Below are 26,576 nucleotides of genomic sequence, written 5' to 3'. Positions count from 1 at the left end.
TGAGGGCTTATATGAGCAGCGCGATCCGGCTTCTGGTGTGCGCCATGCTGGTGTGCATCGGCGGGCAGGCCTGGGGTGCGGACGCAGCTGCGCAAAGCGCCGAACCGCGCGTCACGATCCTTGTTTACCACCGTTTTTCGCAGACACTGGACGACTCGATGACCGTGCGCATGAGCACTTTCGAAACCCAGTTACGCGTCCTCCACGAGCATGGCTACCACATCGTGCCGCTGCGCGAGGTGGTCGACTGGTTGCGCGACCCCAATGCGACGTTACCGCAGAAGCCGGTGGCGATCACCGTCGACGACGGGCATCGCTCGGTATTCGAAAAGCTGTTGCCCATCGTGCAGCGCGAGCGTTTTCCGGTCACGCTGTTCATCTATCCATCGGCGATCTCGAACGCGTCCTATGCACTGACCTGGGAACAATTGCGCAGCCTGAAACAAACCGGGCTCTTTGACATCCAGGGGCATACGTACTGGCATCCCAATTTCAAGGTCGAGCGCAGACACCGTACGCCGGCAGATTTCCAGCAATTCGTGCGCATGCAACTCGACAAATCCCGTCAACGCCTCGAGGCGCAAACCGGTACGCCTATCGACATGCTCGCGTGGCCTTTCGGGATCTATGACGACGAGTTGATCGCACTCGCCGCCGACGACGGTTATGTGGTCGCCTTCACCCTGGACGCGCGCAAGGCGGACCGGCACGACCGACTGCTCGCGCTGCCGCGCTTCCTGATGACCGATGCCTACGGCGCCAGCGCATTCGCGCACCTGCTTGGCGAACCGAACACCCCGGCAATGCCCGCAACGGAGAGCGCACGATGACCTTCATAAGCGCAGTGAGGCGCTATACGATCCCAACGCTGCTCGTCGTCTTTACTACCCTGTTGAGCCAGCGAGGCGCTCTGGCCGTCACGGGTGTCGTGCTCGACTCAAGCACACAGAATCCGATCGCCGACGCGATCATCACGACAACGGCGGGTGTGATGCGCACCGACGAACACGGGCAGTTCGAAATCGCTCAGGCGGTGGAGAGCGTGGCGGCCCGCGCTCCAGGGTATCTGCGCACCGAGGCGAAGGTCTCCGGCGATACGCCTGTGACGCTCACCTTGACCCCGTTTCGCCCGAAAGCGCTGTATTTGTCGGTGTTCGGCGTGACCAGCAAGGCGCTGCGCAATAATGCCCTCAGCCTTGCCGAAAGCACCGCGATCAATGCACTGGTGATCGACGTCAAGGGCGACCGCGGCCTGACGCCGTATCGTAGCGCGGCGCGCGAGGCCATCGGCGCAGCCGCGCACGTGACGATGCGCGCACCACAGGACCACGACTTTGCGGCGCTGCTGGCCCGGCTGCATGCGCAACACCTGTATCTGATCGCGCGCATCGTGGTGTTCAAGGACGATCCGCTCGCCGCCGCACATCCAGAGTGGAGCGTGCACACCACCGAAGGCGAGCCGTGGCGCGATGGCGAGAACCTGCAATGGATGGATCCGTTTTCGCACGCCGTACGGCAGCACAATCTCGATGTCGCCGAGGAGGCGGCGCAGATGGGCTTCGACGAGGTGCAGTTCGACTATGTGCGCTTCCCCGACAAGAGCGGGCTGCACTTTGCCCTGTCCAATACCCGGCGCAACCGGACCGCGGCGATTGTCGGCCTCCTGCAGGCCGCACGTACACGGCTCGCGCCCTACAATGTATTCGTCTCCGCGGACATCTTCGGCTACGTTTGCTGGAACCTGGACGATACTGCGATCGGCCAGCAAATCGAATTGCTCGGCGAGCCGCTCGACTATATTTCGCCGATGCTCTACCCGTCCGGTTTTACCTGGGGGCTGCCGGGCCTGGCCAACCCGGTCAGCGATCCCGCTCAGATCGTCAGGCGCTCCCTGACAGAGGCGATGAAGCGCACACGTCTGCCGGGCGTGCGTTTTCGTCCGTGGCTACAAGCCTTTCGCGACTATGCGTTCGATCGTCGCCTGTTTGACGCAGCGGCGATCAATGCACAGGTCAACGCCGCCGATGCAGCCGGCACCGATGGATGGATGTTATGGAACCCGCGCAATCATTACGACGCCGCCGATTTGCCGCACCGTTGATCGGTGCGCTGCAACGCTGGGCAATACTGCTTGGAATGGCGGCGGCGCAGATCGCGGGTGCCGCCGATCTCGATGCGGCAGCGCGCCTGCAAGCCGCGCAGATCATCGAGGGACAAATCACCGCCGGACGCCTTCCGGGGGCCGTCGTCCTGATCGGGGATGCCACGCACGTGTTCTATCGCCAGGCCTTTGGGCAACGCGCGACAACGCCCGACCCCGAACCGATGACGCTGAGCACCGAGTTCGACCTCGCGTCGCTGACCAAAGTCATCGCGACCACCACGGCGATCATGCAACTGGCCGAAGCGGGCCGCATCGATCTGGACGCACGCGTTGCCCAGTATTGGCCGGCCTTTGCGGCCTTCGGCAAAGACGCGGTGACCGTTCGTCATCTGCTGGCGCACACCTCCGGGCTGCTGCCAGACCTGCCTGTGCGGCCACTGCATCCAGACCGCGAAGGTGTGTTGAGCGCGATTGCGGCGCAGCGTCTGCGCAGCGTTCCAGGTGAACGCGTCATCTACAGTGACCTGAATTTCGTGGTGCTGGGCGAACTGGTCGAGCGCATCACCCACCGCACCCTCGACGCGTATTGCCAGGCCTACATCTTCGGCCCGCTCGGTATGCGCGACACAGTTTTTGTGCCGGACGCCGGGCGAGCAGCCCGCAGTGCGCCGACACTCGCGAACAAGGCCGGTATCCGCCGCGGCCGCGTGCACGATCCGACGGCCGAATGGATGGGCGGCGTCTCCGGCAACGCCGGGTTGTTTTCCACCGCGGATGACCTCGCTCGCTTCGCGCAGATGATGCTTAACGAGGGGCGCGCTGGCAGCCTGCAGATTCTGCGGCCAGCAAGCATCGCCGCGCTCACGAGTGCCGCCTCACCGCTCGCGACCCCGCCGTGGCGCGGACTCGGCTGGGACCTGGCCGCACCGTTCGCGTCGAACCACGACCGTCTGCCACCGATTGGCCTGATCGGCCACACCGGATACACCGGCACGGGCCTGTGGATCGATCTGCTAACGCGTCAATTCATCGTTATCCTGACCAACCGCGTGTACCCGGACGACCGCGGTGACGCCCGTCCGCTTCGTGCGCAGTTGCTCGCGCTGCTGGCAAGCCGGGCCCCGCCTGCGAGCGTCGCGCAAATCGGCCAATGGCTGCCATCGACGTTACCGGCGCTGAGTGCCGTCGATCGCCTGCCGATCTCGACGGGCCCGGTGCAGACCGGCATCGACGTGCTCGAGGCTCAGCGGTTTGCGCCGCTCGCCGGCAAGCGTGTGGGCTTGATCACCAATCGCAGCGGCTTCGATGCCGAGGGCCGGCGCACCGTCGATGTACTCGCGCACGCGCCAGGCGTCACGCTGGCGGCGCTGTTTTCACCGGAACATGGGCTGAATATCGACATGGACGAGCGGGTCGGTGACACCCTCGATACGGCGACGGGCCTCACCGTACATAGCCTCTACGGCGCGGCGCGGCGCTTTCCGGCCGGTTCGCTGTCTGGACTGGATGCGCTGGTCTTCGACATTCAGGACGCCGGCGTGCGCTTCTTCACCTATGAGACGACGCTCGGCTACGCACTCGAGGCCGCTGCGGCGCGGCGCATTCCACTGTTCGTGCTGGACCGGCCCGATCCGCTCGGTGCGCAGCGATTTGGCGGACCGGTGCTGGACAGCGATCACGAATCGTTCACCGGTTATTTCCCGGCACCGCTGGCGCCCGGCATGACGGTCGGCGAGCTGGCGAGTCTGTTCAACCGCAACAAGCACATTGGCGCGGACCTGCGCGTTGTGCCGATGCTGGGCTACCGGCGCGCGATGACCTTCGCCGACACCGGGCTCGGTTGGGTGCCGCTCTCGCCGAACCTGCGCACGCTGTCCCAACTGGACCTCTACCCGGATGTCGGTTTGCTCGAGGGCGCGAGACTGAGCGTGGGACGCGGCACAGCGCATCCGTTCGAGTGGATCGGCGCGCCGTGGATCAACGCGACCCAGCTCGCCCATGCGCTAAATGCCCTCAACGTTGGCGCGCATTTCGAGCCGATCGACTTCGTGCCCACTGAATCGAACTGGCACGGTCAGCTCTGTCATGGCGTGAGCATCACGCGCAACCCGGTGCCTGAGCAACGTCCCGTCGCACACCTGGGATTGGCGCTGCTTGCCACGCTGCATGCGCTCTATCCCGGCACGTTCGATATTGCGGCGACCCGTGGTTCAATCGGCTCGCAAGCCGTGTGGCAAGCCATTCGCGACGGCGCAGCGCCTGACGCCGCGCAAGCGCTCGATGCCGCAGCGCTTGAGCGCTTCGCGCGACTGCGGCAGGAGAACTTGTTCTATTGATCTTGACGCAACACGCCACAGCCCCTAGACCGCGAGAACGCTGCAAGGCACCTGATACAGGATATGTTCCGTCGTACTGCCGAGCAGTTTTTCCAGCCCGTGGGATTGGACTCTGCCCATCACGATCACATCCACCTGTTGCTCGTCGGCAAACTCACTCAACGCCGAGACCGGGCTCCCCATGATGAAATGTCGACGGTCAGAGGGCACACCGAATCGACCGGCCAAGCGCAGGAATGACTTTTCCAGTTCTCTGCGCAGTTCCCGGGTAAGGTCCGCCAGTGTCAGCCCGCCGCCACCCATATCGCCGAGATAGGCCGCCGAAATGTCACAGGCATACAACAGATGCAACTCGGCATTGCACTGCAGCGCAAGGCTGTTGGCCTGCAGGATGATCCGGTCATTGAGTTCACTGCTCGAAGACTCGGTATCTGACGAGTCAACCGCTGCCACCACCTTGCGCGGCAAGGCATGACCACTCGCGCCCACCAGATACATCGGTATCGGGCAGTGGCGCAGCAAGTGCCAGTCCAGAGGGGTGAAGAATGCGCGCTTGAGCGCTGGCTCATGTTGCACTTGCTTGATCAGCAGGTTGGGCTGCATTTCGCTGACGTGATCAAGGATTGCCTGCTGCATGTCATCGGCCCACGCCACCTCGGTGGTCACCTCGATCCCCCTGCCGCGCATCTTTTGTGCCTGATCCTTGAGCCAATCGCTATGGTCCTGGAGGTAACTCTGCCGAGCCTTTTCCCTGATGCCTTCTTCAAGCAGTGCAAGAATGTCCAGCGATTGTATTAACGCAGCAATATGCAAGCTCGCTCCGCTGGCCTTGGCCAGGGCCGCGGCATGGTGTATCGCAGGGGAATGGCGCTGGGCCGGGTTGATGATCAGTAATAACCGTTGATACTGGCTCATGATCTGAACTCCAGACAGGTTGGGCTTCGACGCCTGCCGCTGCCCCTTGCCGGTGGTCAGCCATTGCGTCCTCGCTGGATCAAGCACCAGCGTCAACTCAGCGTCCTCCCCTGAAGCCTGCTTGATCTTGATTTATATCAAGTCACCGCGCACCGCCGCCCGGTGTGCGCGTCATTCGGGAAACGGTGGCTGGGCAGGTGATTCCTTTTCCGGAATATCGGTCAGGGTCGCCTCGGTCAGCAGCAGGATACTGGCGACTGAAACGGCATTTTCCAGCGCGATACGCACCACCTTGGTCGGATCGATGATGCCGGCTTCATACATGTCCACATAGACATTGGCTGACGCATCGAAGCCAATATTCCCCGGTTCCGCCAGCATACGGGCAACGACCACGCCGGCATCCACCGCCGAGTTTTCCGCGATCACCCGGGCCGGCGCTTCGAGCGCTCGGCGAAGTATCTGCAAACCGGTTTTGGCATCGCCTTCATAACCGGCCTCCTCGGCCGCGATAATCGGTACAGCCTTGAGCAATGCCAGCCCGCCACCCGGAACGATGCCCTCGGCAATCGCCGCCCGAGTCGCCGAAATGGCATCATCCAGCGCATCCTTGCGCGCCTTCATCTCGGCCTCGGAAGGCGCTCCGACCCGGATCACCGCGACACCGCCCGACAGCCTGGCCAGTCGTTCCTGGAGTTTTTCGCGGTCGTAATCGCTGGTAGTCGCGTCCATTTGCACGCGGATCTGTTGCAGGCGCGCCTCAATCGCCTCGCGTTGACCGGCGCCGCCGATCAGCGCCGTGCTGTCTTTTTGCACCACGACGCGATGCGCTCGTCCCAACTGGCTCAAGTCCACCTGTTCAAGACTGATGCCCAGCTCACTGGAGACCACCGTTGCCCCGGTCAGGACGGCAATGTCCTGGAGCATTTCCTTGCGTCGATCACCGAAGCCGGGGGCCTTGATCGCCACCGCGCGCAATACGCCACGGATCTGGTTGACGACCAGCGTGGTCAGCGCCTCGCCCTCTATGTCGTCGGCAATCAGAACCAGTGGCTGGCCACTTTTGGCGATCAACTCAAGCAGTGGCAGCAGGTCTTTGAGCATGCCGATCTTATGGTCACAGAGCAGCAGGTAGGCATCATCGAGCTCAACCTGCATTTTCTCGGTATCCGTCACGAAATACGGCGAGACATAACCACGGTCAAAACGCATTCCTTCCATTACCTCGACCACTGTTTCGGTGGTCTTGGACTCCTCGACACTGACCACGCCTTCAACGCCGACCTTTTCCAGGGCGTCTGCAACCAGCTGGCCGATAACCGCATCGTTATGCGCCGAAAGCGTGGCCACCTGGGCCTTTTCCCTGGGGGTACTGACCGGACGCGATTGGGCTGCCAGCGATTGCACGACCAGCAACAGCCCTCGGTCCAGGCCGCGCTTCAAATCGATCGCACTGGCACCGGCGACGACGTTGCGTATGCCGTCGGCCAGGATTGCATGGGCCAGCACCGTTGCCGTGCTGGTCCCATCCCCTACCGCATCGCCGGTACGTTCCGCCGCCTGACGCAGCATCTGGGCACCCAGCCCCTCCTCGGGGTCTTGCAGGTCGATTCGTTTGGCAATCGTCACGCCGTCGTTGCAGACCGTCGGATGACCCCATTTGTTCTGAATCAACACTGATTTCGATTTGGGCCCAAGGGTCACACGGACAGCGTCCGCCAGTTGTGTGGCACCGCAGAGGATTTTCTCGCGAGCGGCGGCACGAAACAGAATTTTACTGTGAGCCATCAGGTTGCTCTCCCAAGTCACTCTGCAACAGGCAGGTACTTGCAGCTTCCATGAAATGGCTCACGCGACGTTGATTTTTATCAACAAAGTCACGACGTCGCGGGGCCGTCACAGGTACTTGCATGCGCGCGCATTTCGCGCACCGACTCCAGATGATTGACCGTCAGCCAATGGCCCCCAGTTGACAAAAATCAACCTGTACAACAACCAGTCGCGGCCAAATGAATCCGTGAGTTCCACGGTTCTGTCAGCGGGCACTGTCGGTAAAAATCGATCTGAAAACAGGGCTGGGTGCGCAGTTTTTATCCTTCTCATTTGCGAGGAACAGGTCATGGACAAATATCAGCTCAGTCAAAAAAACCAACTGTTCAAGACTCCCGCCCATGACCCCTATTTATTGCAGCGAGTCGCAGGCTCGGCCATCTGCTCGACCTGTGGCGCGCTTTATCAGGCCGGTAACTGGACCTGGAAGCTGCCTGAAAACACGGTGATCCCTGATGCCGAAACGGTGACCTGCCCGGCCTGTCGGCGCATCAATGACAACATGCCGGCGGGTACGCTAACGCTGTCCGGTAAATTCCTGCTTGAGCATCGAAACGAAATCATCAACCTGATCGAAAACACCGAGAAAAAGGAAAAAGCCGATCATGCCCTGGAGCGCCTCATCAAGCTGAGCGACTCAGGGGGTGCTCTGGTCGTGACCACCACCGGTATCCATCTCGCCAACCGTTTGGGTCATGCACTGACAGGCGCTTTCAAAGGCCACGCAAATTACCATTATGGTGATGATCAATATCAGTTGAACGTCAGCTGGACACGTGACGAGTAAAGAGAAACCGGCTGATGACGACAGTCAGAAAACCAGGCAGCAAAGGTTGCGTACCCAGAACATCCGTCACCAAGTGAAAGCTGTTGGCTGAAGGCCCCTTGCCGCAACACCGGCAAGGGGCTTTGGATCGTCAGGATTTCAGGCCGGGGCCGGAACGCCCGTCAGCTCAACGCTGTCACGGTACTCCGGCACCGAGACCGACCAGCCCAGCTCCAGGCTGATGCGACGGCGCAGCACATCCGATGCATTGGGCTCTCCGTGCACGACATAGGTGTGTTTCGGTGGCCGCTTGAAGCCCCGTAACCACTGCATGATTTCATCCCCGTCGGCATGCGCGGACAAGGTCCCCATGGGCACCACTTCAGCCCGAATCGGCACGTCCTTGCCATGAATCCGCACCGATGGCGCACCGGCGACGATCTGTGCACCGCGAGTTCCCCCTGCCTGGAAACCGGGAACCAGCAGCGTATTGAGCGGGTTGGGCGCCAGCGCCTTGAGGTGGTGAAGCACCCGCCCGCCGGTGGCCATGCCGCTGGCAGCAATAATCACCGCGGGGGTGCGCTGTTGGTCAAGGTCTATGGAATCTCTGACCGAACGCACGAAATGCGCGGCATGGCACATGCCTTCGCATTCCTCCAGCGACAGCCGGTGCTCACTGCGAAAACGCTGGTACAAGCGCGTGACATCGGTGGCCATGGGGCTGTTGAGGTAGATCGGCAGGTCGGGGATCGCCTTCTTCTGTTTCAGGCGATAGAGGTGATACATCAGCAGTTGCGCACGCCCGACCGCGAATGAAGGCACCAGGGTAATGCCGTGGCGCAGTGCCGTGCGGTTGATGACCTCGGCCAGTTGCTCCTCCGGGGACTCGACGGGGTGCTGACGGTCGCCGTAGGTCGACTCCACCAGCAGATAGTCCGCCTGTTCGATGGTTTCCGGGGTGAACATCAACGGATCATTCGGCCGCCCCAAGTCCCCGGAAAACACCAGGCTAATGCCTTCGGCAAGCACTTCCACGGTGGCCGCACCAAGGATGTGCCCGGCACAGCGCAACTGGATGCTGATCCCCGGAGCAATGTCGACCCAATGGTGCAACTCCAGTGGCCGCAACAGCTTCAGGGCCCTGTGCGCGTCCTGTTCGGTGTACAGCGGCAAGGCCGGATCGTGTTTGGAGAAGCCATGGCGGTTGGCGTATTCGGCCTCCTCTTCCTGCAGGCGGCCACTGTCGAGCAACAGGATCTTCACCAGTTCACAGGTCGCGGGCGTGGCATAGACCGGGCCGCGATAGCCGTTGCGCACCAACACCGGCAGGTAGCCGCTGTGATCCAGGTGAGCATGGGTCAGAACGATCGCCTCCAGATCGCGAACCGGCAGATGAAAAGGGTCCCAGTTGTGCAGGCGCAGCTGTTTGTAGCCCTGGAACAGGCCGCAATCGATCAACACATGTTTGTCGTGATGTTCCAGCAGGTACTTGCTGCCCGTGACCGTGCCAGCCGCTCCGAGAAATGTCATTCGCATGCCCGTCTCCTTGAACACTGATGGGTACGCTATTGATCCCCCCTTTGCGTCTCCCGGCACTTGATTTTTGTCAATTGCAGCCGGGCTGGCGCCCTATCCTCAAGACTCAGCCCCTGAAAATATCGAATGGCTCGATTTTCAGCACCTTACGTATGCCCACGTAACTGGAAACCCCGGCGATCAACAGCACCAGGCCAAACGCCAGCCCCAGGTTCCAGAACGTAATCATCGCTGCGTAATTGGGCAGATAGGTGCGCACCGTGAAGATCATCAACGTGACCAGGCCCACCCCCAGCCCGTACCCCGTCAAACAGGTGAACGTCGCCATGAAGAGGATCATGTAGATCAGTTCGCGGCCCTTGGCGCCGATGGCCTTGAGGGCCGCGAACTTGTCGAGGTTTTCCAGAATGAAGGTGTAGAACGTTTGACCGGAGATGGATAACCCGACCACGAAACTGATCACCGTCATCGTCAATATGTTGGTGCCGACCCCGGTCTGGTAGATGTAGTAATCGGTAATCCGCTGGTTGAACTCTCCCCGGGTCAAGGCGACATAGCCCAGCTGCGCAACCTGTTGCTTGATTGCAGCCTCTGCGGCCTTGCTCCTGGGCTCCAGCAGAATGTAAGACACCGTGAAGCGGGTGGTCGGAATGTATTCGATGGCGCGCCGGTAGGTGGTGTAGAGCGTCGGTATGCCGGTCAATCCGCTGGTCAGGACCTTGGCGATGGCGACGATGGTGCCGCGGTGGTCATTGAGCTCGAAGGAAGTGCCTATCCGCGGATTATCCAGTTTCGAAAATTCGGCATCGTGGACCATGATGAACGCGTTGTCGGCGTAAATGTCTTCGATAGAACCCTGCTCAAGCTCTGGGCGACCGAACAGGCTGGTGTCGTCGAGACCTATCACACTGACCGCCTGATAGGTGCCACTGGCCAGTCTGACCTGGGCACCGCCAATGAATACAGGCACCGCGTAGCTAACCTGCTCCATGCTGCGTACGGCATCGAGCAGATAATCCGGCAGCGGGATGACACTGGTCGGGGTGTTCACGGCCGGGTCCATGATCCACATCGCCGCACCGATATTGGTCACCGTCGAGTAGGCCCGGTTGAGAATCCCGGCAAACAGTGCGGTCACCTGCATCATCAGGAACACCGAGAACGTAATCCCCACCAGCAACGCCGAAAACTTGGCCTTGTCGTTGACCAGCAGCTTGAAGCCGATCCGCAGGATGCCCGAGTGTTTCATGGTGTCTGCCTGCTACCCGCCGGGGGCGGGGTGTTCCACCAGCCGCCACCCAGTGCGACGAACAGCCCGACGGTGTCCTGATGACGCTGGGCAAGTGCTTGCAGATAGGCAATGTTGACCTGATGCAGTTGCACATCGGCCGCCAGCAGATCCAGATAGGTCACCAGGCCTGATCGGTAGTTGGCTTGCAGCAAACGCAGCGCCTCTTCGGCAGTAGCCTGCGCCTCGGCCTGCTTTTGCAGCGCCTGTGCATCGAACTCCAGGGCCTTGAGGGCATCGGCGACCTGCGCGAAAGACTCGAGCACGGTTTGCCGATAATTCGCCGCCGCCTGCTGATAGGCATCGATCGCGGCGTTACGGCCAAACCACAGGCTACCACCCTGGAACAACGGGATATCGATGGAGGGGCCAACGCTCCAGAACCGCCCGGCACTCGCAAACAATGACCCCAGGTTCGAGCCGGCTGCACCATAGGTCCCGGTCAGATTGAAACTGGGAAACATCGCCGCCGTTGCCACCCCGATGTTGGCACTGGCCCGGTGTAGCTGCGCTTCTGCGGACAAAATATCCGGCCGCTGCCGGACTAGCCTCGAGGGCAGACTGACCGGCAAATCGGTGGGCAGCGAAAGACCTGTCAACTCGATGTCAGGGAGCCTGACATCGGTGGGTACGACGCCTTCGAGGGTAGCGAGCAAATGCTCGGCCTGGCTGATTTTCTGTTCCAGCGCCGGCAACAAGGCCTCATTGCTGGCAATCAGGCTGCGCAAACTGAGGACCGCCGAATAAGGCGCCGTACCACTGCGGACCTGGACCTCGGTGGTCCGAAGCTGTTGTTTTTGCAGCGCAATCAACTGCTCTGTGGCGCGCCTTTGCGCGACATAGCCGGCACGGGCGATAGCGGTGTTGACGACATTGGCGGTCAGGGTGAGGTAAGCCGCATGGGTCAGCCAGGCTTGATGGTCGACCTCGGCTTGCAGGCCTTCCACCGTTCGACGCTGTCCGCCAAAGACATCGAGGGTGTAACTGATTGTGCCGCTCAGGGTTACAACGTTGAAGATCGTCCCTCCCGTCGTCAGCCCTTGCTGGAGCGGAGCATTGCGTTCGCGGGTCGCGCCTGCGTGAAGATCCAGATGCGGATAGAAAACCCCATAACCGGCCATGAGTGTGTCCCGGCTTTGCCGCAGGCTGGCTTCGGCAGCCTGCAAGGTCTGGTTGTTGGCAATCGCCTGGCGAACCACCGCATCCAGAGAGGCAGACTTGAACAACCGCCACCAGTCAGGCGCCACTTCCGCCCCCGGCAAAAAGTGCTGCGCCTGGCCCTGCGCCGCGACGGTCGTTGTCGCCGGATTGCGGGTGTAACCGCTCTGCGACGGCGCTGGTGGCCGCGAAAAATTCGGGCCCACCGTGCAAGCGCTCATTGCCATCAGAATAATCGCGGGGAGCACCCGGGCATGGAATCGCAGAGGTCGATGGACGCGGGACTGGCACATCATTTCTGTCCTATGAAGACATCCACCAACTGCCCCGGATACACCATCGGGAGGTCTTTTTTCTCGAACCGGAAAACCACCGGCAACACCCTGAGGTCGACTTTCTCCTGACGCTGATTGGACAACTGGATTTTCGGCGACACGTACGGCTGCACACGAACGAACTCCAGCGGCACCTTGATATCCGAGCCATGGATCAACATCTGGGCACGAATATGTTCGGGCGTCGGCAAGCGGGCAATCAGGATCTCGTCCACATAGCAGCGTACCGCCAGATGAGTCTGTTCAGCGCTCATCACCAGCAACGGGCTGAATTGCTGGATATACGGGTCATAGGCGCCTTGCGGCGACACATAACTGCCTACGGTGGTATTGATCGCCAGGACCACGCCATCCACCGGCGCCTTGATCGCATATTGCGCAAGCGAGGCATTCGCAGCCTTGAGCGCCGCCTGTGCCTGGGCCGCGGTATCTTTTGCGGTGTCCAGCGTGTCCTTGCTGATGGACCTGGGATCAATCCCGTAGGACGCCAGGCGCTTGGTGTATTGGTCCTGAGCGGTTTTCAGACTGGCTTGCGCCAATTCGAAGTTTGCCCGGGGCAAGGCGTCATCGATGGTCACCAGGGGCGTACCGCGGGTGACTGCCTGCCCTTCTTGCACCAGCACTTGAGTGATCGGCCCGGAAACCTGTGGATAAATCACGATGTTGGAACCGCCGGACTGCTCGCTTTCGATAATCCCATTCGCATAAATGGCGGTTTCATAAGGGCTGCTCGCCGGGGCGAAGGCTGGCGGCAATGCGTGGGGCGTACGTCCGAGCAGGTAGGCGGCGACCACCCCGGCCAATACGCCGATGACCGCCAGCACAAACAGCACCCGGTTCTTCATGGCGAGGTCCGATCGGCTTCGCTGATGCGGCCATCTTCCATGTGAATGATGCGGTCAGCGTACTCGTTGATCCGCGCATCGTGAGTGACGATCAGAATGCAGCGCTGCCGGTTGAGAATATTCGACTTCACGAAGGCAATGATCATCTTCCCGGTGTCACCGTCGAGGGACGCGGTGGGCTCGTCGAGAATCAATAACTGCGGGCTGCCAATGATCGCCCGGGCAATCGCCACCCGCTGTTGTTCGCCGCCGGACAGCTTGACCGGCAGAATGTCGCCGCGATCCTTGAGGCCGACCACTTCCAGGCTCTGCTTCGCCTGCGCAATGGCGTCGTCCCAATCATAATGCTTGAGGATCAAGGGAATCGCGACGTTCTCGGCAGCGGTCAGCCGGGCAAACAGGTGATAGTCCTGAAACACGAAGCCGATGTTATTGAGGCGTAACTCTGCCAGCTGATCGGTGCTCAGGCTCCAGATGTCATTGCCATTGATCTTCACCGTACCGGCATCCGGCCGCAGAATGCCGGAGATCATGCTCAGCAGCGTGGTCTTGCCGCTCCCTGACGGGCCGACGATGAACACCATTTCGCCAAACTGTGCGACCAGTGCGACCTGATCGACAGCTTTCATTCGTGCGTCTCCTTCCCCGAACCATTTGGTCAGGCCGCTCGAATCAATCGCCGGATGCTCGGCAGAACCCGTTTGATCCGAACTCATGAGCGCTTCTGCTCCCGATCGACCGGTGCTCCAAGGGCACTGGCAGTTATCGAACATCGCCACCGCTGGACGCCATCAAGACGGCGGCTTGATGATCATCAGACTGCAGGGAGCCCGGTTCAGGGTGTTCTCGGCGGTACTGCCGAGAAATACGTTAACGCCCCGATAGTGCACGGTGCCCATCACAATCATGTCGAATGCATTACTCGCCGCAAAACGCTCGATCATCTTGTGCGGGACTCCGGTCAACAGATGCCGTTTCGCCTCTGGAATCTCATAGCGTTCAGCAAGCGTATCAAAGGCTTCAATCTGGGCATCGCTGACCGCGTCTCTCAAGCTTTCCCGCATGGTCAGGTATTGCAGGTTCACACCGGAGTCGCCGTTGACAATCCAGCCGCTGACATTGAGCAGGTGCAACTTCGCCCCAGAGGACAAGGCCAGCTTCGAAGCAATATCGAGGATCCGGTCATTCAGACCCTGCGTCAGTTCTTCAAGATGGGAAAGGTCGATAGCCGCCAGTATTTTCAAGGGCAACGGGTTTCTGGCATCGGTGACCAGGTGCAAGGGGGCTGGACAGTCGCGCAGTAACAGCCAGTCCAGAGGCCTGTAGAAAACCCGTTGAAATGCCGAGACGTGCTGTACATCCTTGATCACGATGTCTGCCCCGAAGTCGTTCACGTACTCCAACATCTCCTCGATACCCGGTTTGGCCCAAACCACTTCGGTGGTCACGTGCAGGCCTTTGCATTGCCCAAACCTGGCCTGCTGCTCAAGCCAGTGACGGTGCACCTGCAAATATCCCTCGCGCGCCTGCGCCATGGCCTGATGGTCAAACAGGCCAGCGACCGCCAGCGCTTCGACATAATCGAACGCCACGATGTGCAGCATCGCGCCTGTCGCTCTCGCCAGGGATTCCGCCCGATCAAACGCGGGGGTACGGGACATTTCGCTCGGAGCGATCAGCAGTAAACGGCGAATTTCGAACATCACACACCTCGTCGGCAGATGCTTGGTCAGTTGAACCTGATGGGCTGCAGTCCTGTGCCGGCCTTCCATCAGCAAACGGATCGACGAACACCCTCTCTGGTTAATGTCGATAGTGAGCGGGCAGCTGCTGGCCGGGGTTGATAAAAATCACAAAAAACTGTCGTCATGCGCTCAAGACAAGAGGTCCCGGGACTGTCAGCTCAGAGGAAAGCGTAAAACCCGGCGTTCGAGCGGGTGACGTCTAAAATTCTATTCAAATGCCCATGGGGGTTAAGGATTGAACCGCCACGCATCGTGCCCCCTTATCCCTTGAGCCAAGGCCATGAAGAAGAATCACCAGTGGAACCTTTCCTACTTCGCCATCACCTTTCTGGTTCTTGCGCTCGCTCAGCTTTTTTTGGTTGAACGCCATTCAGTGCAGAACATCCCTTACAGTCAGTTCCTGCAGCTGCTGGGCGAACATAAGGTCAGCGAGTTGCGGGTCGAGAAGGAGCAGATCAGCGGCAAGCTGCAAGAACCCATCGACGGCCACGACCTGTTCACCACCGTGCGGGTCGACCCTACGCTGGCGACTGAATTGGCCCAGTCAGGCGTCGGCTTTTCCGGCATCAGCGAAAACACACTGCTGAACGCGCTGCTGGGCTGGTTGCTGCCCTTTGCCATGATCATGGTGCTCTGGCATTTCCTGTTCCGCGGCATGGCCGAAAAACAGGGCCTTGGCGGACTGATGAACGTCGGCAAGTCGCGGGCCAAAGTGTTTGTCGAGCGTGATACCGGGGTGACCTTCGCCGATGTCGCGGGCATCGATGAAGCCAAGGCCGAGCTGGTGGAAATCGTCTCGTTCCTGAAGGACAAGGCCAAATATGCACGCCTGGGAGCGCATATTCCCAAGGGCACCTTGCTGGTCGGCCCACCGGGCACCGGCAAGACCCTGGTGGCCAAGGCGATCGCCGGTGAAGCCGGCGTGCCGTTTTTCTCGATTTCCGGTTCCGAATTCGTCGAAATGTTCGTCGGTGTCGGCGCCGCTCGAGTGCGCGACTTGTTTGAGCAAGCGCGGCAGGCGGCACCGTGCATTATTTTCATCGACGAACTCGATGCCCTGGGCAAAATGCGCGGTGTCGGTGCATTTGGCGGCAATGACGAAAAAGAGCAGACCCTCAACCAGCTGCTGGCCGAACTGGACGGTTTCGACCCGCGCGAAGGTGTGGTCCTGCTGGCGGCGACCAACCGGCCGGAAGTCCTCGACCCTGCGCTGCTGCGGGCCGGTCGTTTCGACCGTCAACTGGTGATCGACCGTCCCGACCGAAAAGGCCGACTGGCCATCCTCAAGGTCCATCTGAAAAAAATCACCGTAGCGCCCGACATCGACGCCGAACGTATCGCCGAAATCACCACCGGCTTCACCGGTGCGGACCTGGCGAACCTGATCAACGAAGCCGCCATCGTGGCCACCCGCCGGGGAGGCGAGACCGTCAACCTCGACGATTTCACGGCGGCGGTGGAACGCATCGTCGCGGGGGTCGAACGCAAGAGCAGCCTGTTACGGCCGGACGAGCGCCTGGTGGTGGCTTACCACGAAATGGGCCATGCCCTGGCCGCTAGCACCTTGCCCGGGATGGATCCGGTGCACAAAGTCTCGATCATCCCCCGCTCCATCGGCTCGCTGGGTTACACCTTGCAGCGACCGACCGAGGATCACTTCCTGATCAGTTGTCAGACGCTCAAGGACCGAATCGCCGTACTGATGGCCGGTCGGGCCGCCGAGTACATCGTCTATGGGCAGATTTCCACAGGTGCAGCCGACGACCTGACCCGGGCGACCGACATCGCCCGACAGTTGATCACCCGTTTCGGCATGAGTGCCGAACTCGGTCAATCGGTACTGGAACGGCAAACTCCTACTTATTTGGGCGAGCACATGGCCGGACTTGGCCAGAAAGACTATTCGGAACAAACCGCGCGGGAAATCGACCTGGGCATCCGCGCCTTGCTCGAAGAAGCCTATAACCGGGCCAAGGCACTGCTCGACAGTCGTCGGGCCGACCTGGATGCCGGCGCTCATTTACTGCTGGAAAAAGAAACGCTGACGCCAGAGGAGTTTGCGCCGCTGCTACCGCGCAAGGCCGCCCCCGATGGATCGCCATGATTGAGGTCACGCTGATCAATACGCTGGTGGTCATCGTTGCCGTGGTGATCCATTACGAATGCCTGTCACGCCTGAACGACTGGCTCCCCAGGCTCAGGGCCTGGAGTCGATTCAGAATTGTCGTCGGGGTATTTGGCGCGATGCTGGCCCATGCGACAGAAGTCTGGTGCTTTGCACTGGCCTATTACCTGATGGCGCGCTCCGGCGACTGGGGCAGCCTGAACGGCAACTTTGACGGCTCGTTCATGGATTGCGTGTATTTCTCCTTCACCACCTTTACCACCATCGGTTTTGGCGATATCTCACCCGTGGGCAAACTCAAGTACCTGACAGGGTTGCAGGCACTGACCGGCCTGGTGCTCATCACCTGGACGGCATCCTTTCTGTTTCTCGAAATGCAGAAATACTGGAAGAGCAAATAGGCTGACTGCTTTATCAGCCCGAGGGCTCCACAGCTGAAACATCCATTGCCTTGAGTGACCTCAACTACCGGCCGCAGGCGTCCATTGCCAGTTCATCACCTCGGGCAAGTCCTGCCCGTGTTCGATGAGGTAAAGCTTGTGTTTCTCCATCGTTGCCCAGTAACGCGCCCGGGCGGTTTCGATCTGGTCGTGCAGGCGGGGAACCCGTTCAATCACATCCAGCGCCAGCTGATAACGGTCCAGGTTGTTGAGCACCGCCATATCGAACGGCGTCGTGGTCGCTCCCTCCTCCTTGAAGCCGCGCACATGAAAATGCTCATGATTGCTGCGCTTATAAAGCAACCGGTGAATCAGTGCCGGGTATCCGTGGAAAGCAAAGATCACGGGCTTGTTGACGGTGAACAGCTCATCGAAAGCCGTGTCCGGCAAACCATGGGGATGCTGAAATGACGGTTGCAGCACCATCAGATCGACGACGTTGATCACCCTGACGCGCAGATCCGGCACGTACTCGCGAAGCAAAGTCACGGCGGCCAGCGTTTCCAGGGTCGGGACGTCCCCGGCGCAGGCCATGACCACGTCCGGGTCATGATCGTTCTGGCAGGCCCAGTCCCATCGACCGATACCGCACAGACAATGACGAATGGCCGAATCGATATCCAGCCACTGCCACTCCGGTTGTTTGCCGGCAACGATGATGTTGATGCAGTTGCGACTTCTCAGGCAGTGATCGGCAACCGACAGCAGGCAGTTGGCGTCCGCCGGCAGGTAGATCCGGACCACGTCGGCCTTCTTGTTCGCGACCAGATCGATGAACCCCGGGTCCTGATGGGAAAAACCGTTGTGGTCCTGACGCCAGACATGCGAGGTGAGCAGGTAATTGAGCGAAGCCACGGGTTTGCGCCAAGGCACTTCGGCGGCGGTTTTCAGCCATTTGGCGTGCTGATTGAACATCGAGTCGATGATGTGAATGAAGGCCTCGTAACAGGAAAACAGCCCATGCCGGCCCGTCAATAAATAGCCTTCCAGCCAGCCCTCGCACACTTGCTCACTCAGAATCTCCATCACCCGGCCTTCGGCAGCCAGGTCGATATCGTCGGGCTCCAGGGTGCCCATCCAGGCCTTTTCGCTGACGTCGTAGACCGCATCCAGTCGGTTCGAGGCGGTTTCATCCGGGCCGAACAACCGGAAGTTGCTTGAGGCCAGATTGTTTTTCATTACATCTCGCAGAAACGTCCCCAGCACCCGGGTCGCTTCTGCGCGCAGGCAGCCCGGCGCGGGCAGTTTCACCGCGTACTCAGTGAAGCGCGGCAGATCCAGCGGCCGCAGCAGCAGGCCACCATTGGCATGAGGATTGGCGCTCATTCGCCGATGCCCCGTCGGTGCCAGTGCAGCAACTTCGGGTAACAAGGCGCCATTAACGTCAAACAGCTCATCCGGACGATAGCTGCTGAGCCACTCTTCCAGTTGCCGCACATGAGTCGGCTGCCCGAAATCCGCCAGCGGCACCTGATGCGCACGACACGTACCTTCAATGCGCCGGCCATCGACGAATTTGGGGCCTGTCCAGCCCTTTGGCGTACGCAGCACCAGCATTGGCCAAAGGGGACGCTCCGGCACCGGGGGCTGCGGGTATTTGCGCGCAACACGCTGGATCTCGCGGATCTTCAACAGCATCGTGTCCAGGGTTCTGGCCAACGCCTGATGAACCTGTTCAGGCTCGTCACCCTCGACAAAATACGGATCGTAGCCGTAGCCATACATCAGGGCCGACAGTTCGTCCTCGCTGATTCTGGAAAGCACCGAGGGGTTGGCGATCTTGTAACCATTGAGGTGCAGAATCGGCAGGACTGCCCCGTCACGCACCGGGTTAAGGAACTTGTTGGAGTGCCAGCTGGCCGCCAGCGTCCCCGTTTCAGCCTCACCGTCGCCGATCACGCACGCCACGATCAGGTCCGGGTTATCGAAGGCCGCGCCGTAAGCATGGGCCAGGGAATAGCCCAGTTCGCCGCCCTCATGGATCGACCCTGGAATCTGCGCCGAGACATGGCTGGAGAGCCCATAGGGCCAGGAAAATTGCCGAAAGAGACGGACCAGGCCGTTACGGTTCTGCTCCACTGAAGGATTGAATTCGGTGTAAGTCCCTTCCAGATAGGTCTGCGCCACAATCGCCGGCCCACCATGTCCAGGACCGGTGACGAAGATCATGTTCAGGTCGTAGCAGGTGATCAGGCGGTTGAGGTGCACGTAGATCAGATTCAGTCCCGGCGTTGTTCCCCAATGCCCCAGTAATCGCGGTTTTACATGTTCCAGCGTCAGAGGCACGCTCATCAGCGGGTTGTCTTTTAGGTAGATCTGACCCACCGCCAGGTAATTGGACGCTCGCCAATAGGCATCGAGACCTTCCAGCTGATCGGCACTCAGAAAATCGCTCATGAAGCGCTCCGCTCTAGACAAGGAGCAGCGCCGGCCGTCGATGGCAGGCCCGCACTGCAGACAGGGCATTTGTCGATTCTGGGAGTCTGGGTGGTTCAAGACTTGATTTACATCAAACGCGTCTTCTATGGACAGGAGAAGGCGAGAGCGTCAACGCGGCACTTTCTGTCACTGAATCTGCTGGGGCCAATGCCAGTCAGTCAGGCGCAATCCATGTGGGAGCGAGCCGGCTCCGGGCGGCGTTCCGACGATGACGGCATAACATTCGACATCAATGTTGACTGACCCACCGCTATCGCGAGCAGGCTCGCTCCCACAGGTTTGAGCCTTAACTGACAGGCATTATCTGCTGTGGCCCCTTCCCCCGTTCGTCGTACAAACGCACCCGGTTTCCGCATTAAGGGTTTGACCGGACTTTCAGCGCCTATGCTTGATACATCGAAAGAGGGACGCTTAATGCCGCCGTATGACCTCCGCCCCGTTCACGCCCATTACCTGAAAGCCGCTTGCGCCAACTGCAGCGTGCTGGAGTTGTGCCTGCCGATTGGCCTGACCGACCAGGAAGTAGAGCAATTGGACACCCTGATCATCCAGCGCGTAAAAGTTAAAAAAGGTGCAGCGTTGTATCGCACGGGCGATTCATTGCGCTCGCTTTACGCGGTGCGCATCGGTTCTTTCAAGACCACGGTGTTGTCTCTCGACGGTCGCGAGCAAGTCACCGGTTTTCAAATACCCGGCGAGATGCTCGGCCTGGACGCCATCAGTGAAGAGCAGCACACCTGCAATGCTTTCGCTCTTGAGGACAGCGAAGTGTGTCCCATCCATTTCGCCCAGCTGGAGAAGCTTTCCCGGGAGCTGCCTACACTGCAGCACAATCTGAACAAACTTCTAAGCCGCGAAATAGTGCGCGATCACGACATGCTGATGTTGATGGGCAAAATGAACTCCGACGAACGACTGGCGGCCTTTCTGCTGAACCTGTCGCAGCGGCTTAGCCTGCGCGGTTATTCGTCCAGGGAATTCGTGCTGAAGATGCGTCGCGAAGAGATCGGCTCCTACCTGGGGTTGCGTCTGGAAACCATCTGCCGAGGCATTGCCCACCTGCGGGATCAGACACTGGTCGAGATTTCGGGGCGTAACGTCACAATCCTCGACATGGACAGGCTCAAGCAGCTGGTCACTGGCTGCCATCGGAACGCGCCAGTTTGACAGCCTGAATGCCTTTGATTCTGGAGAATCGTCATGCGCGCCATGGTGCTACAGACTCCTGGCCAGCCACTGCAACGGGAAGAGCGCGCGATCCCGACACCTGAAGCTCAGCAACTGTTAATCAAAGTCCTGGCCTGTGGCGTATGCCGCACCGACCTGCACCTGGTCGATGGCGAGCTGCCGCAAGCGACACTGCCGCGAGTGCCGGGGCATGAAATCGTCGGGGAAGTGACCGCCGTGGGGGCTGACGTTGCGCCCGACTGGATCGGCCAGCGAGTCGGCGTTCCCTGGCTCGGATCGACCTGCGGGCAATGTGAGTTCTGCCGCTCGGGCCGGGAGAACCTCTGCGATCAGGCGCAGTTCACCGGTTGCCATCTGGACGGCGGTTACGCCGACTACACCGTGGCCGACGCGCGCTTCTGCTTTCGCCTTCCGGACACGCTCTCGGCCACTGAAGCCGCACCGTTACTGTGCGCCGGGCTGATCGGCTTTCGGGCGCTGCAAATGGCAAAAACCGCACGCCATCTGGGCCTCTACGGGTTCGGTGCCGCCGCGCATCTGGCGATCCAGGTGGCGCTGGGTCGAGGGCAGCAGGTGTACGCTTTCACCCGACCGGGCGACAACGAAGGCCAGGCGTATGCCCGAATGTTGGGTGCCGCCTGGGCAGGCCCCTCGGACCAGAAACCGCCACACCTGCTCGACGCCAGCGTGATCTTCGCCCCCGTCGGTGCGCTGGTGCCGGTGGCGCTGGAGGCCACCGTCAAGGGTGGCTGTGTGATATGCGCCGGCATCCACATGAGCGACATCCCTGCATTTCCCTATCGTCTGCTCTGGGGTGAGCGCAGCGTACGTTCGGTGGCCAACCTGACGCGCGAAGACGGCACGGCGTTTTTTCAAGAGATCCGGCACACGCCCGTGCACAGCAATGTCACCTGCTTTGCACTGGACGATGCCAATCAAGCGCTGGCGCACCTGAGGAGCGGTCAGGTCAAAGGCGCCATCGTGCTCACCCCCTGACCGCCAAACCGGGTGACCGGACCGCCAGAATGCTGCCAGGCATAGAGTAAAGCGCCCGCTCAGTGGTGCTGCCAATCAACCGATCCAGCCCGACCCGGTGCACGGTGCCCATCACCACCACGTCGGCCAGGTACTCTTCGACAAACTCAGTCAATGCCCGAACCGGCTGGCCCATGACAAAGTGCCGGCGTTCGGGCGGTATACCGTAGCGGTCAGCCAGGGTCACAAATGCCAGGTGCAAGGATTCACGCAGTTCCTCCATGTAATCCACGCTCCAGCCGCCGCTGACCAACGGTGCATCGCCATTGAACGCTGGCGACAGGTCATAGGCGTACAGCAAATGCAGCGGTGCATCGCACTGCAGGGCCAGGGCGTTTGCGGTTTGAATGATGGTGTCGTTGAGGCCACTGATCTGGGTTTGCGGGTCGAAGGGGTCCACTGCCGCCACGATCCGATGAGGCAAACCGTAACGGGCCTGGTTGACCAGGTGCACAGGCGCCGGACACTCGCGCAGCAGGTGACAATCGAGTGGTGTGATGAATACCCGTTTGAGCACCGGCTCCAGCGTGGCGTCCTTGATCAGCAGGTCAGGCTTGAATTCCTCGACATGCTTCAGGATATCCAGCAGCGGATGGGTGGTGAAGACCACTTCCATCGAGACTTTCAGCCCCTCACCGCTCAGCCGCTGGATTTCCTCCGACATCCAGCGGCGGTAGCGACGCAGATAGCTCTGAAACGCCGCCTCATCGACTTTTTCATCCCACAAATGAACGATTGGCACCGGTTCGACAAAGGCACACACGTGCAAGACCGCCCCACTCGCCTTGGCCAGGGCGACCGCGCGCAGCAAGGCTGGCGATTGATGCAGGGTTCGGTCGGCGATCAGCAGTAAACGTTGATATTGCCCCATCACACACCTCGGCTCGGCGCCGGTCCATCCCGCCGGCATGTTCCTAGACTGCGCTCACTGCCCCCTCGGTCGGGTTGATTTACATCAAACCCGAGCGTTTAAGGACGCCCATGCCGAGTGTCTGATCCAGATCAGATTCGAGTGCCGTCAGCGGCGTAAAAAGTACAACAACACGTGTGAACTCATGCCACACGCGAGCTTTTTACGCCCAACGGAGGATCACATCATGCTTACCGTCAAAGACCACAACGAACGGGCAGCGGCTGTCTATGCCGCTGTCAGCGGGAACTACTGGATTGAAGCGCTCAGGGACGGTCGGCATGTACTGATCCGGCCATTGACGGATAAAGACCGCGAGCGCGAATACGCGTTCATCAAACGCCTGTCCCCGGAATCGCGTCATATGCGCTTTCTGGCGCAAATCAACGAACCCGGTAAAGTCATGCTCGACCAGTTGATGGACATCGACTGCAAGCAACGCATGGCTTACATAGCGCTGGTCCACGAAGACGGTAAATTGATCGAAATCGGCGTCAGTCGCTATGCCGCCACCGCCGAACATGAATGCGAATGCGCGATCACCGTCGCCGATGAATGGCAGCACCTGGGGCTGGGTACGCTGTTGATGGAGCATTTGATCAGGGCGGCCCGCAAAAACGGTTTCCATCAGATGTATTCCGTTGATGCCTCAAGCAATGCCCCCATGCGCGATTTGGCAAAAGCCCTGGGATTTGAAGTCCATAACGATCCTGACGATTCCCGCCAGGTCATTCACCGCCTCATGCTGTAAAAAAACGCCCCTTGGAGCACCAGACACTGGCGCGCCAAGGGGCGACTCAACACTTACGACAGCACCTGTTCGCCCGGCTTGATCGCCAGCACACTGCACGGCGCCCTGTGCAAGAGATGTTCGGCGGTGCTGCCCAAGAGTTTGCTCAAGCCCCTATGGTGCACCGTTCCCATGACGATGACATCGATCTGATGATCAGTCGCAAACTCGCAGATACTCTGCAAGGGCGCGCCTTCAATGAAGTGGCGACGATCGGCCGGCACGCCATGGCGTTCGGCCAGGGCCGCAAATACCTCATGTTGCGCCTCTCCCAATGCTTCGTAGATGCCGGTCGCGAGGGGCAACGCACCAACGCCCATGTCCGTGGCGTACACCGCTGCCCAGTCATACACGTGCACCAAATCAAGCTGGGCGTTGCACTGTTCGGCCAGCTTCACTGCCGCGTCGATAATCTGATCGTTGAACACCAGGTCCTGGTCGTCACTGCGCAACACATCGACTATCGCCAGAACCTTGTGCGGCCGTGGGTTGCGAGCATTGGTGACCAGATGCACCGGCACCGGACAATCGCGCAGCAACTGCCAGTCCAGCGGAGTAAAGAAGATCCGCTTCAACGCGAACTCCTCCTGAGCGTCCTTGATGATCAGGGCCAGAGGCATCTCGTTGACGAAGTGAAGGATCTCTTCATAGGGGTGCTGGACCCAGACCACCTCGCTGGTGACCTCGACTCCGTGCTTCTTCGCCAGGTCGGCTTGCTGCTCAAGCCATTGTCGATGACTTTCCAGGTAGCCATCACGAGCTTGCCGTATTTGCCCGGGGGCGAACAGACCGGCCACCGCCAAGGCTTCGATGTAATCGAACGCCACGATATGCAAGGGTAATTGCGTCGCCAGAGCCAGGGCCGTAGCGCGTTCGAACGCCGGAGTACGGGTCATCGCGGGTGGGGCAATCAGCAATAAACGTTGAGTCTGCGACATAAGACACCTCGGCGCTCGGCCATTTCAATGCGGTCAGTGAGACTTTAGATTGAACGTTTCGGGTGCAGGCGACTTGATCTTTATCAGCTCTATGCGCTCTTTGCAGGACCTCGATTGATACGACCTGCATCGAACGCTTCAGTGCAGCAAGGTGCCCGCCCACATCGCCGCCGTCATCAAAACCTGACCCGGGATGACATAGGCGGCGAACCGGCGACCGCCACTGACCCACGCCACCACACATTTGCTCAGCGAGTTGCTACTCACCGCGATCAGCACAGGGCCGGCAATGGCATCGTAGGGAAGCTGACCGGCCTTGGCCAGAGAGGCAATGGACGCCGTTGAAGAGTGGGCATCGGCAAGACCGCTGAGGGCCGTCGTCAGCATCACACCCACCTGGCCAAAGTGACTCAGCATTGCAGAAGACAGGAAGGTAATGCCGGTCATGGCCAGTGCCACGATCAAGGCCAGCCGGAGATTGAACGCACCACCGACCTTGATCGGCTCGTTGCCGTCCCCTGTCGATCCGGGAAACATCAAGCAAACGCCATACAACGCCGTGACGAAGAGTCCGGATAGCAACGGCCCCCACATGCTGCGCAGCAAACCGGGATCGACCGCCCCCAGGATCAAGCCCGCCTGAATCACGGTCGCCAGATTGGACAGCATCGCAGCGGCGCTCAGGACTTTGATGTGCGCCGGTTCTCTGGCACTGATATGCCCCATGGCCGCAATGGTCACCGTACCGGACGCGAACCCGGAAGCGATTGCGCTGATCGGATAACCGTAGCGGGTGCCCAGGGTGCGAACCGCGATATGCCCCACCGCCCCTATCGTCATCAACAGTACGGTCAAGGTGCAAATGGTGCGCAAATTGATTGCGGCATAGGGCCCGATGAAGCGATCCGGCGCCAGTGGCAGCACCACCAGTGCGGCGACCAACAGCACCAGACCGTCGCGAATTTCCGCTTCGGTCAACTGATTGTGCGCGAAGTGATGCAACCGCTGACGATAAGCCAGCAACCCCGCCATCACCACGCCAATGGCCGTGGCCAGCTCCGGCGCGGTGCCGCACAACGCCCCCAGTACCAACACCGTGAGCAAAGCCACTTCACTGGTAATGCCGGGATCCTTTTCAAGGTTTCGCCAATAAGCCACGGTGAGCAGCAGCGCCACACAGATCGCGATGATCCCCACTAGCAGACCGCCGCCAACCTGCGGGGAGATATAGCCCAATAGCGCAGTGATCGCGAATGTCCGCAACCCGGCACAGGCACGGCTGTCGCCCCCGCCCTTATGGCGCTCGCGCTCAAGACCGACCAGCATGCCGATGCCCAGCGCAGCGGCTGCATTGGTCAGGCCGAAGGTTTCACTCATTGGATACGCACCCGGTCATCCCCCCTGACCCCGGCGCTTATCTCGCGAGGTCAGTCAGCACCCGTTGCTCGACAGCCGGGTCGGATCGAGCGCCGGGGGGGTGTCGGGTCAATGGCTTGGTGACAGTGTTTGCCGGCCAGGCATGCGGCGCATTGAGGCGCGCCTTGAGTTGCCTGACGAACGCCTCTGCTTCATCCCGACTGTCGAAACCCACCTCCCACGCATCCATCTGTACGAGCCAACGGTGTCTTGCCAGTTGTTCTGATATCTCAATAATCATAGCCGGCCTCGGATCAAGCCTCGCAATCGGGTCTGCGGGTAATGCGTCCTGGCGTCCAAACACTCCATCACGGCGTAACACGACCTTGCTTTGGCCGCTGAGAATGACGGCAGACGATCGCTCCTGCCTTGTACGCAAGCGTGAAATGCGTACAAATTTCAGACTGCGCCGGGTTCGCGGACGAGAGATTGATCAT

Annotated in this window: 21 protein-coding genes; 9 read left to right on the top strand and 12 right to left on the bottom strand. The window is 60.3% G+C overall.

The features are described 5' to 3' along the window. Positions 1-11: 11 nt before the first annotated feature. From HK44_RS10505 to HK44_RS10495, 3 genes are read left to right on the top strand one after another with little or no spacing between them, the layout of a single operon-like run. Positions 12-830 carry a polysaccharide deacetylase family protein gene (locus tag HK44_RS10505; RefSeq protein WP_019692789.1) on the top strand — a complete coding sequence of 273 codons (819 nt, stop codon included), beginning with the start codon at positions 12-14 and terminating at the stop codon, positions 828-830. Then, positions 827-2,101, top strand: a complete 1,275-nt coding sequence (locus HK44_RS10500) for a putative glycoside hydrolase (RefSeq protein WP_019692790.1) — start codon at positions 827-829, stop codon at positions 2,099-2,101. Before HK44_RS10505 ends, HK44_RS10500 begins: the two co-directional genes overlap by 4 nt. Further along, positions 2,053-4,440: a serine hydrolase gene (locus HK44_RS10495; RefSeq protein ID WP_019692791.1), complete on the top strand. Its 2,388-nt coding sequence runs from the start codon at positions 2,053-2,055 to the stop codon at positions 4,438-4,440. The genes HK44_RS10500 and HK44_RS10495 overlap by 49 nt, the downstream gene beginning before the upstream one ends. Positions 4,441-4,464: 24 nt before the next feature. Here the strand turns inward: HK44_RS10495 and HK44_RS10490 are convergent, their stop codons facing one another. Both HK44_RS10490 and groL read right to left on the bottom strand, forming a co-directional pair. Continuing rightward, the gene (locus HK44_RS10490) at positions 4,465-5,355 is read right to left on the bottom strand and encodes a universal stress protein (protein ID WP_019692792.1); all 891 of its coding nucleotides are present in this window, start codon (positions 5,353-5,355) and stop codon (positions 4,465-4,467) included. A 171-nt stretch (positions 5,356-5,526) separates the two neighbouring features. Further along, positions 5,527-7,143 carry a chaperonin GroEL gene (groL, locus tag HK44_RS10485; RefSeq protein WP_019692793.1) on the bottom strand — a complete coding sequence of 539 codons (1,617 nt, stop codon included), beginning with the start codon at positions 7,141-7,143 and terminating at the stop codon, positions 5,527-5,529. A 331-nt stretch (positions 7,144-7,474) separates the two neighbouring features. Between groL and HK44_RS10480 the strand changes: the two genes are divergently transcribed. Beyond that, positions 7,475-7,972, top strand: coding sequence for a BCAM0308 family protein (locus HK44_RS10480; RefSeq protein WP_019692794.1), 498 nt, complete (start codon positions 7,475-7,477; stop codon positions 7,970-7,972). A 138-nt stretch (positions 7,973-8,110) separates the two neighbouring features. On the opposite strand, the gene HK44_RS10475 is transcribed toward HK44_RS10480, so the two are convergent. From HK44_RS10475 to HK44_RS10450, 6 genes are all read right to left on the bottom strand, one after another. Further along, positions 8,111-9,487, bottom strand: a complete 1,377-nt coding sequence (locus HK44_RS10475) for an MBL fold metallo-hydrolase RNA specificity domain-containing protein (RefSeq protein ID WP_019692795.1) — start codon at positions 9,485-9,487, stop codon at positions 8,111-8,113. A 106-nt stretch (positions 9,488-9,593) separates the two neighbouring features. Next, positions 9,594-10,736 carry an ABC transporter permease gene (locus tag HK44_RS10470; RefSeq protein WP_019692796.1) on the bottom strand — a complete coding sequence of 381 codons (1,143 nt, stop codon included), beginning with the start codon at positions 10,734-10,736 and terminating at the stop codon, positions 9,594-9,596. Continuing rightward, the gene (locus HK44_RS10465; RefSeq protein WP_198424416.1) at positions 10,733-12,160 is read right to left on the bottom strand and encodes an efflux transporter outer membrane subunit; all 1,428 of its coding nucleotides are present in this window, start codon (positions 12,158-12,160) and stop codon (positions 10,733-10,735) included. Before HK44_RS10465 ends, HK44_RS10470 begins: the two co-directional genes overlap by 4 nt. Positions 12,161-12,225: 65 nt before the next feature. Next, positions 12,226-13,113: an efflux RND transporter periplasmic adaptor subunit gene (locus HK44_RS10460; RefSeq protein ID WP_019692798.1), complete on the bottom strand. Its 888-nt coding sequence runs from the start codon at positions 13,111-13,113 to the stop codon at positions 12,226-12,228. Continuing rightward, on the bottom strand, positions 13,110-13,742 hold the full coding sequence (locus HK44_RS10455) for an ABC transporter ATP-binding protein (protein ID WP_198424415.1): 633 nt from the start codon (positions 13,740-13,742) through the stop codon (positions 13,110-13,112). Before HK44_RS10455 ends, HK44_RS10460 begins: the two co-directional genes overlap by 4 nt. A 162-nt stretch (positions 13,743-13,904) precedes the next feature. Then, positions 13,905-14,816: a universal stress protein gene (locus HK44_RS10450; protein WP_019692800.1), complete on the bottom strand. Its 912-nt coding sequence runs from the start codon at positions 14,814-14,816 to the stop codon at positions 13,905-13,907. Between the two features lie 322 nt (positions 14,817-15,138). Here HK44_RS10450 and ftsH point away from each other — a divergent pair, with 322 nt between their 5' ends. Then, complete coding sequence (ftsH, locus tag HK44_RS10445; RefSeq protein WP_019692801.1) at positions 15,139-16,962, top strand: ATP-dependent zinc metalloprotease FtsH; 1,824 nt, start codon at positions 15,139-15,141, stop codon at positions 16,960-16,962. After that, positions 16,959-17,384: a potassium channel family protein gene (locus tag HK44_RS10440; RefSeq protein ID WP_019692802.1), complete on the top strand. Its 426-nt coding sequence runs from the start codon at positions 16,959-16,961 to the stop codon at positions 17,382-17,384. Before ftsH ends, HK44_RS10440 begins: the two co-directional genes overlap by 4 nt. A 60-nt stretch (positions 17,385-17,444) precedes the next feature. Here the strand turns inward: HK44_RS10440 and HK44_RS10435 are convergent, their stop codons facing one another. Next, positions 17,445-19,820, bottom strand: a complete 2,376-nt coding sequence (locus HK44_RS10435) for a phosphoketolase family protein (RefSeq protein ID WP_019692803.1) — start codon at positions 19,818-19,820, stop codon at positions 17,445-17,447. Positions 19,821-20,276: 456 nt separating this feature from the next. Here HK44_RS10435 and fnr point away from each other — a divergent pair, with 456 nt between their 5' ends. Together fnr and HK44_RS10425 are read left to right on the top strand one after the other, a co-directional pair. After that, positions 20,277-21,029 carry a fumarate/nitrate reduction transcriptional regulator Fnr gene (fnr, locus tag HK44_RS10430; protein WP_019692805.1) on the top strand — a complete coding sequence of 251 codons (753 nt, stop codon included), beginning with the start codon at positions 20,277-20,279 and terminating at the stop codon, positions 21,027-21,029. Positions 21,030-21,062: 33 nt separating this feature from the next. Continuing rightward, positions 21,063-22,046 (top strand): zinc-dependent alcohol dehydrogenase family protein, encoded by a 984-nt coding sequence (locus HK44_RS10425; RefSeq protein ID WP_019692806.1) that lies wholly within the window; start codon positions 21,063-21,065, stop codon positions 22,044-22,046. On the opposite strand, the gene HK44_RS10420 is transcribed toward HK44_RS10425, so the two are convergent. After that, entirely contained in the window at positions 22,036-22,956 is a 921-nt protein-coding gene (locus HK44_RS10420; protein ID WP_019692807.1) for a universal stress protein, read from the bottom strand. The genes HK44_RS10425 and HK44_RS10420 overlap by 11 nt on opposite strands. Positions 22,957-23,182: 226 nt before the next feature. Here HK44_RS10420 and HK44_RS10415 point away from each other — a divergent pair, with 226 nt between their 5' ends. After that, positions 23,183-23,746 carry a GNAT family N-acetyltransferase gene (locus HK44_RS10415; RefSeq protein WP_019692808.1) on the top strand — a complete coding sequence of 188 codons (564 nt, stop codon included), beginning with the start codon at positions 23,183-23,185 and terminating at the stop codon, positions 23,744-23,746. Positions 23,747-23,799: 53 nt separating this feature from the next. Here HK44_RS10415 and HK44_RS10410 read toward each other — a convergent pair whose 3' ends face one another. Continuing rightward, a complete protein-coding gene (locus HK44_RS10410; RefSeq protein WP_019692809.1) occupies positions 23,800-24,723 on the bottom strand; it encodes a universal stress protein in 924 nt (307 codons plus the stop codon). Between the two features lie 138 nt (positions 24,724-24,861). Next, positions 24,862-26,100, bottom strand: coding sequence for an MgtC/SapB family protein (locus HK44_RS10405; RefSeq protein WP_019692810.1), 1,239 nt, complete (start codon positions 26,098-26,100; stop codon positions 24,862-24,864). Positions 26,101-26,576: the final 476 nt, after the last annotated feature.

Origin of the sequence: Pseudomonas fluorescens HK44 (assembly GCF_000217955.3) — a bacterium.
Classification (GTDB): Bacteria; Pseudomonadota; Gammaproteobacteria; order Pseudomonadales; family Pseudomonadaceae; genus Aquipseudomonas; species Aquipseudomonas fluorescens_AQ.
This window is presented reverse-complemented; position numbering and strand designations above follow the sequence as displayed.

Bases quoted from the DNA above. Each gene is read 5' to 3' on its own strand.
- HK44_RS10405 (WP_019692810.1), bottom strand. From the start codon at position 26,100: ATGAGTGAAACCTTCGGCCTGACCAATGCAGCCGCTGCGCTGGGCATC.
- ftsH (WP_019692801.1), top strand. From the start codon at position 15,139: ATGAAGAAGAATCACCAGTGGAACCTTTCCTACTTCGCCATCACCTTT.
- HK44_RS10415 (WP_019692808.1), top strand. From the start codon at position 23,183: ATGCTTACCGTCAAAGACCACAACGAACGGGCAGCGGCTGTCTATGCC.
- HK44_RS10440 (WP_019692802.1), top strand. From the start codon at position 16,959: ATGATTGAGGTCACGCTGATCAATACGCTGGTGGTCATCGTTGCCGTG.
- HK44_RS10490 (WP_019692792.1), bottom strand. From the start codon at position 5,355: ATGAGCCAGTATCAACGGTTATTACTGATCATCAACCCGGCCCAGCGC.
- HK44_RS10410 (WP_019692809.1), bottom strand. From the start codon at position 24,723: ATGTCGCAGACTCAACGTTTATTGCTGATTGCCCCACCCGCGATGACC.
- HK44_RS10475 (WP_019692795.1), bottom strand. From the start codon at position 9,487: ATGCGAATGACATTTCTCGGAGCGGCTGGCACGGTCACGGGCAGCAAG.
- HK44_RS10450 (WP_019692800.1), bottom strand. From the start codon at position 14,816: ATGTTCGAAATTCGCCGTTTACTGCTGATCGCTCCGAGCGAAATGTCC.
- HK44_RS10420 (WP_019692807.1), bottom strand. From the start codon at position 22,956: ATGGGGCAATATCAACGTTTACTGCTGATCGCCGACCGAACCCTGCAT.
- HK44_RS10480 (WP_019692794.1), top strand. From the start codon at position 7,475: ATGGACAAATATCAGCTCAGTCAAAAAAACCAACTGTTCAAGACTCCC.
- HK44_RS10425 (WP_019692806.1), top strand. From the start codon at position 21,063: ATGCGCGCCATGGTGCTACAGACTCCTGGCCAGCCACTGCAACGGGAA.
- HK44_RS10465 (WP_198424416.1), bottom strand. From the start codon at position 12,160: ATGGCAATGAGCGCTTGCACGGTGGGCCCGAATTTTTCGCGGCCACCA.
- fnr (WP_019692805.1), top strand. From the start codon at position 20,277: ATGCCGCCGTATGACCTCCGCCCCGTTCACGCCCATTACCTGAAAGCC.
- HK44_RS10495 (WP_019692791.1), top strand. From the start codon at position 2,053: ATGGAACCCGCGCAATCATTACGACGCCGCCGATTTGCCGCACCGTTG.
- HK44_RS10500 (WP_019692790.1), top strand. From the start codon at position 827: ATGACCTTCATAAGCGCAGTGAGGCGCTATACGATCCCAACGCTGCTC.
- HK44_RS10435 (WP_019692803.1), bottom strand. From the start codon at position 19,820: ATGAGCGATTTTCTGAGTGCCGATCAGCTGGAAGGTCTCGATGCCTAT.
- HK44_RS10460 (WP_019692798.1), bottom strand. From the start codon at position 13,113: ATGAAGAACCGGGTGCTGTTTGTGCTGGCGGTCATCGGCGTATTGGCC.
- HK44_RS10455 (WP_198424415.1), bottom strand. From the start codon at position 13,742: ATGAAAGCTGTCGATCAGGTCGCACTGGTCGCACAGTTTGGCGAAATG.
- HK44_RS10470 (WP_019692796.1), bottom strand. From the start codon at position 10,736: ATGAAACACTCGGGCATCCTGCGGATCGGCTTCAAGCTGCTGGTCAAC.
- groL (WP_019692793.1), bottom strand. From the start codon at position 7,143: ATGGCTCACAGTAAAATTCTGTTTCGTGCCGCCGCTCGCGAGAAAATC.
- HK44_RS10505 (WP_019692789.1), top strand. From the start codon at position 12: ATGAGCAGCGCGATCCGGCTTCTGGTGTGCGCCATGCTGGTGTGCATC.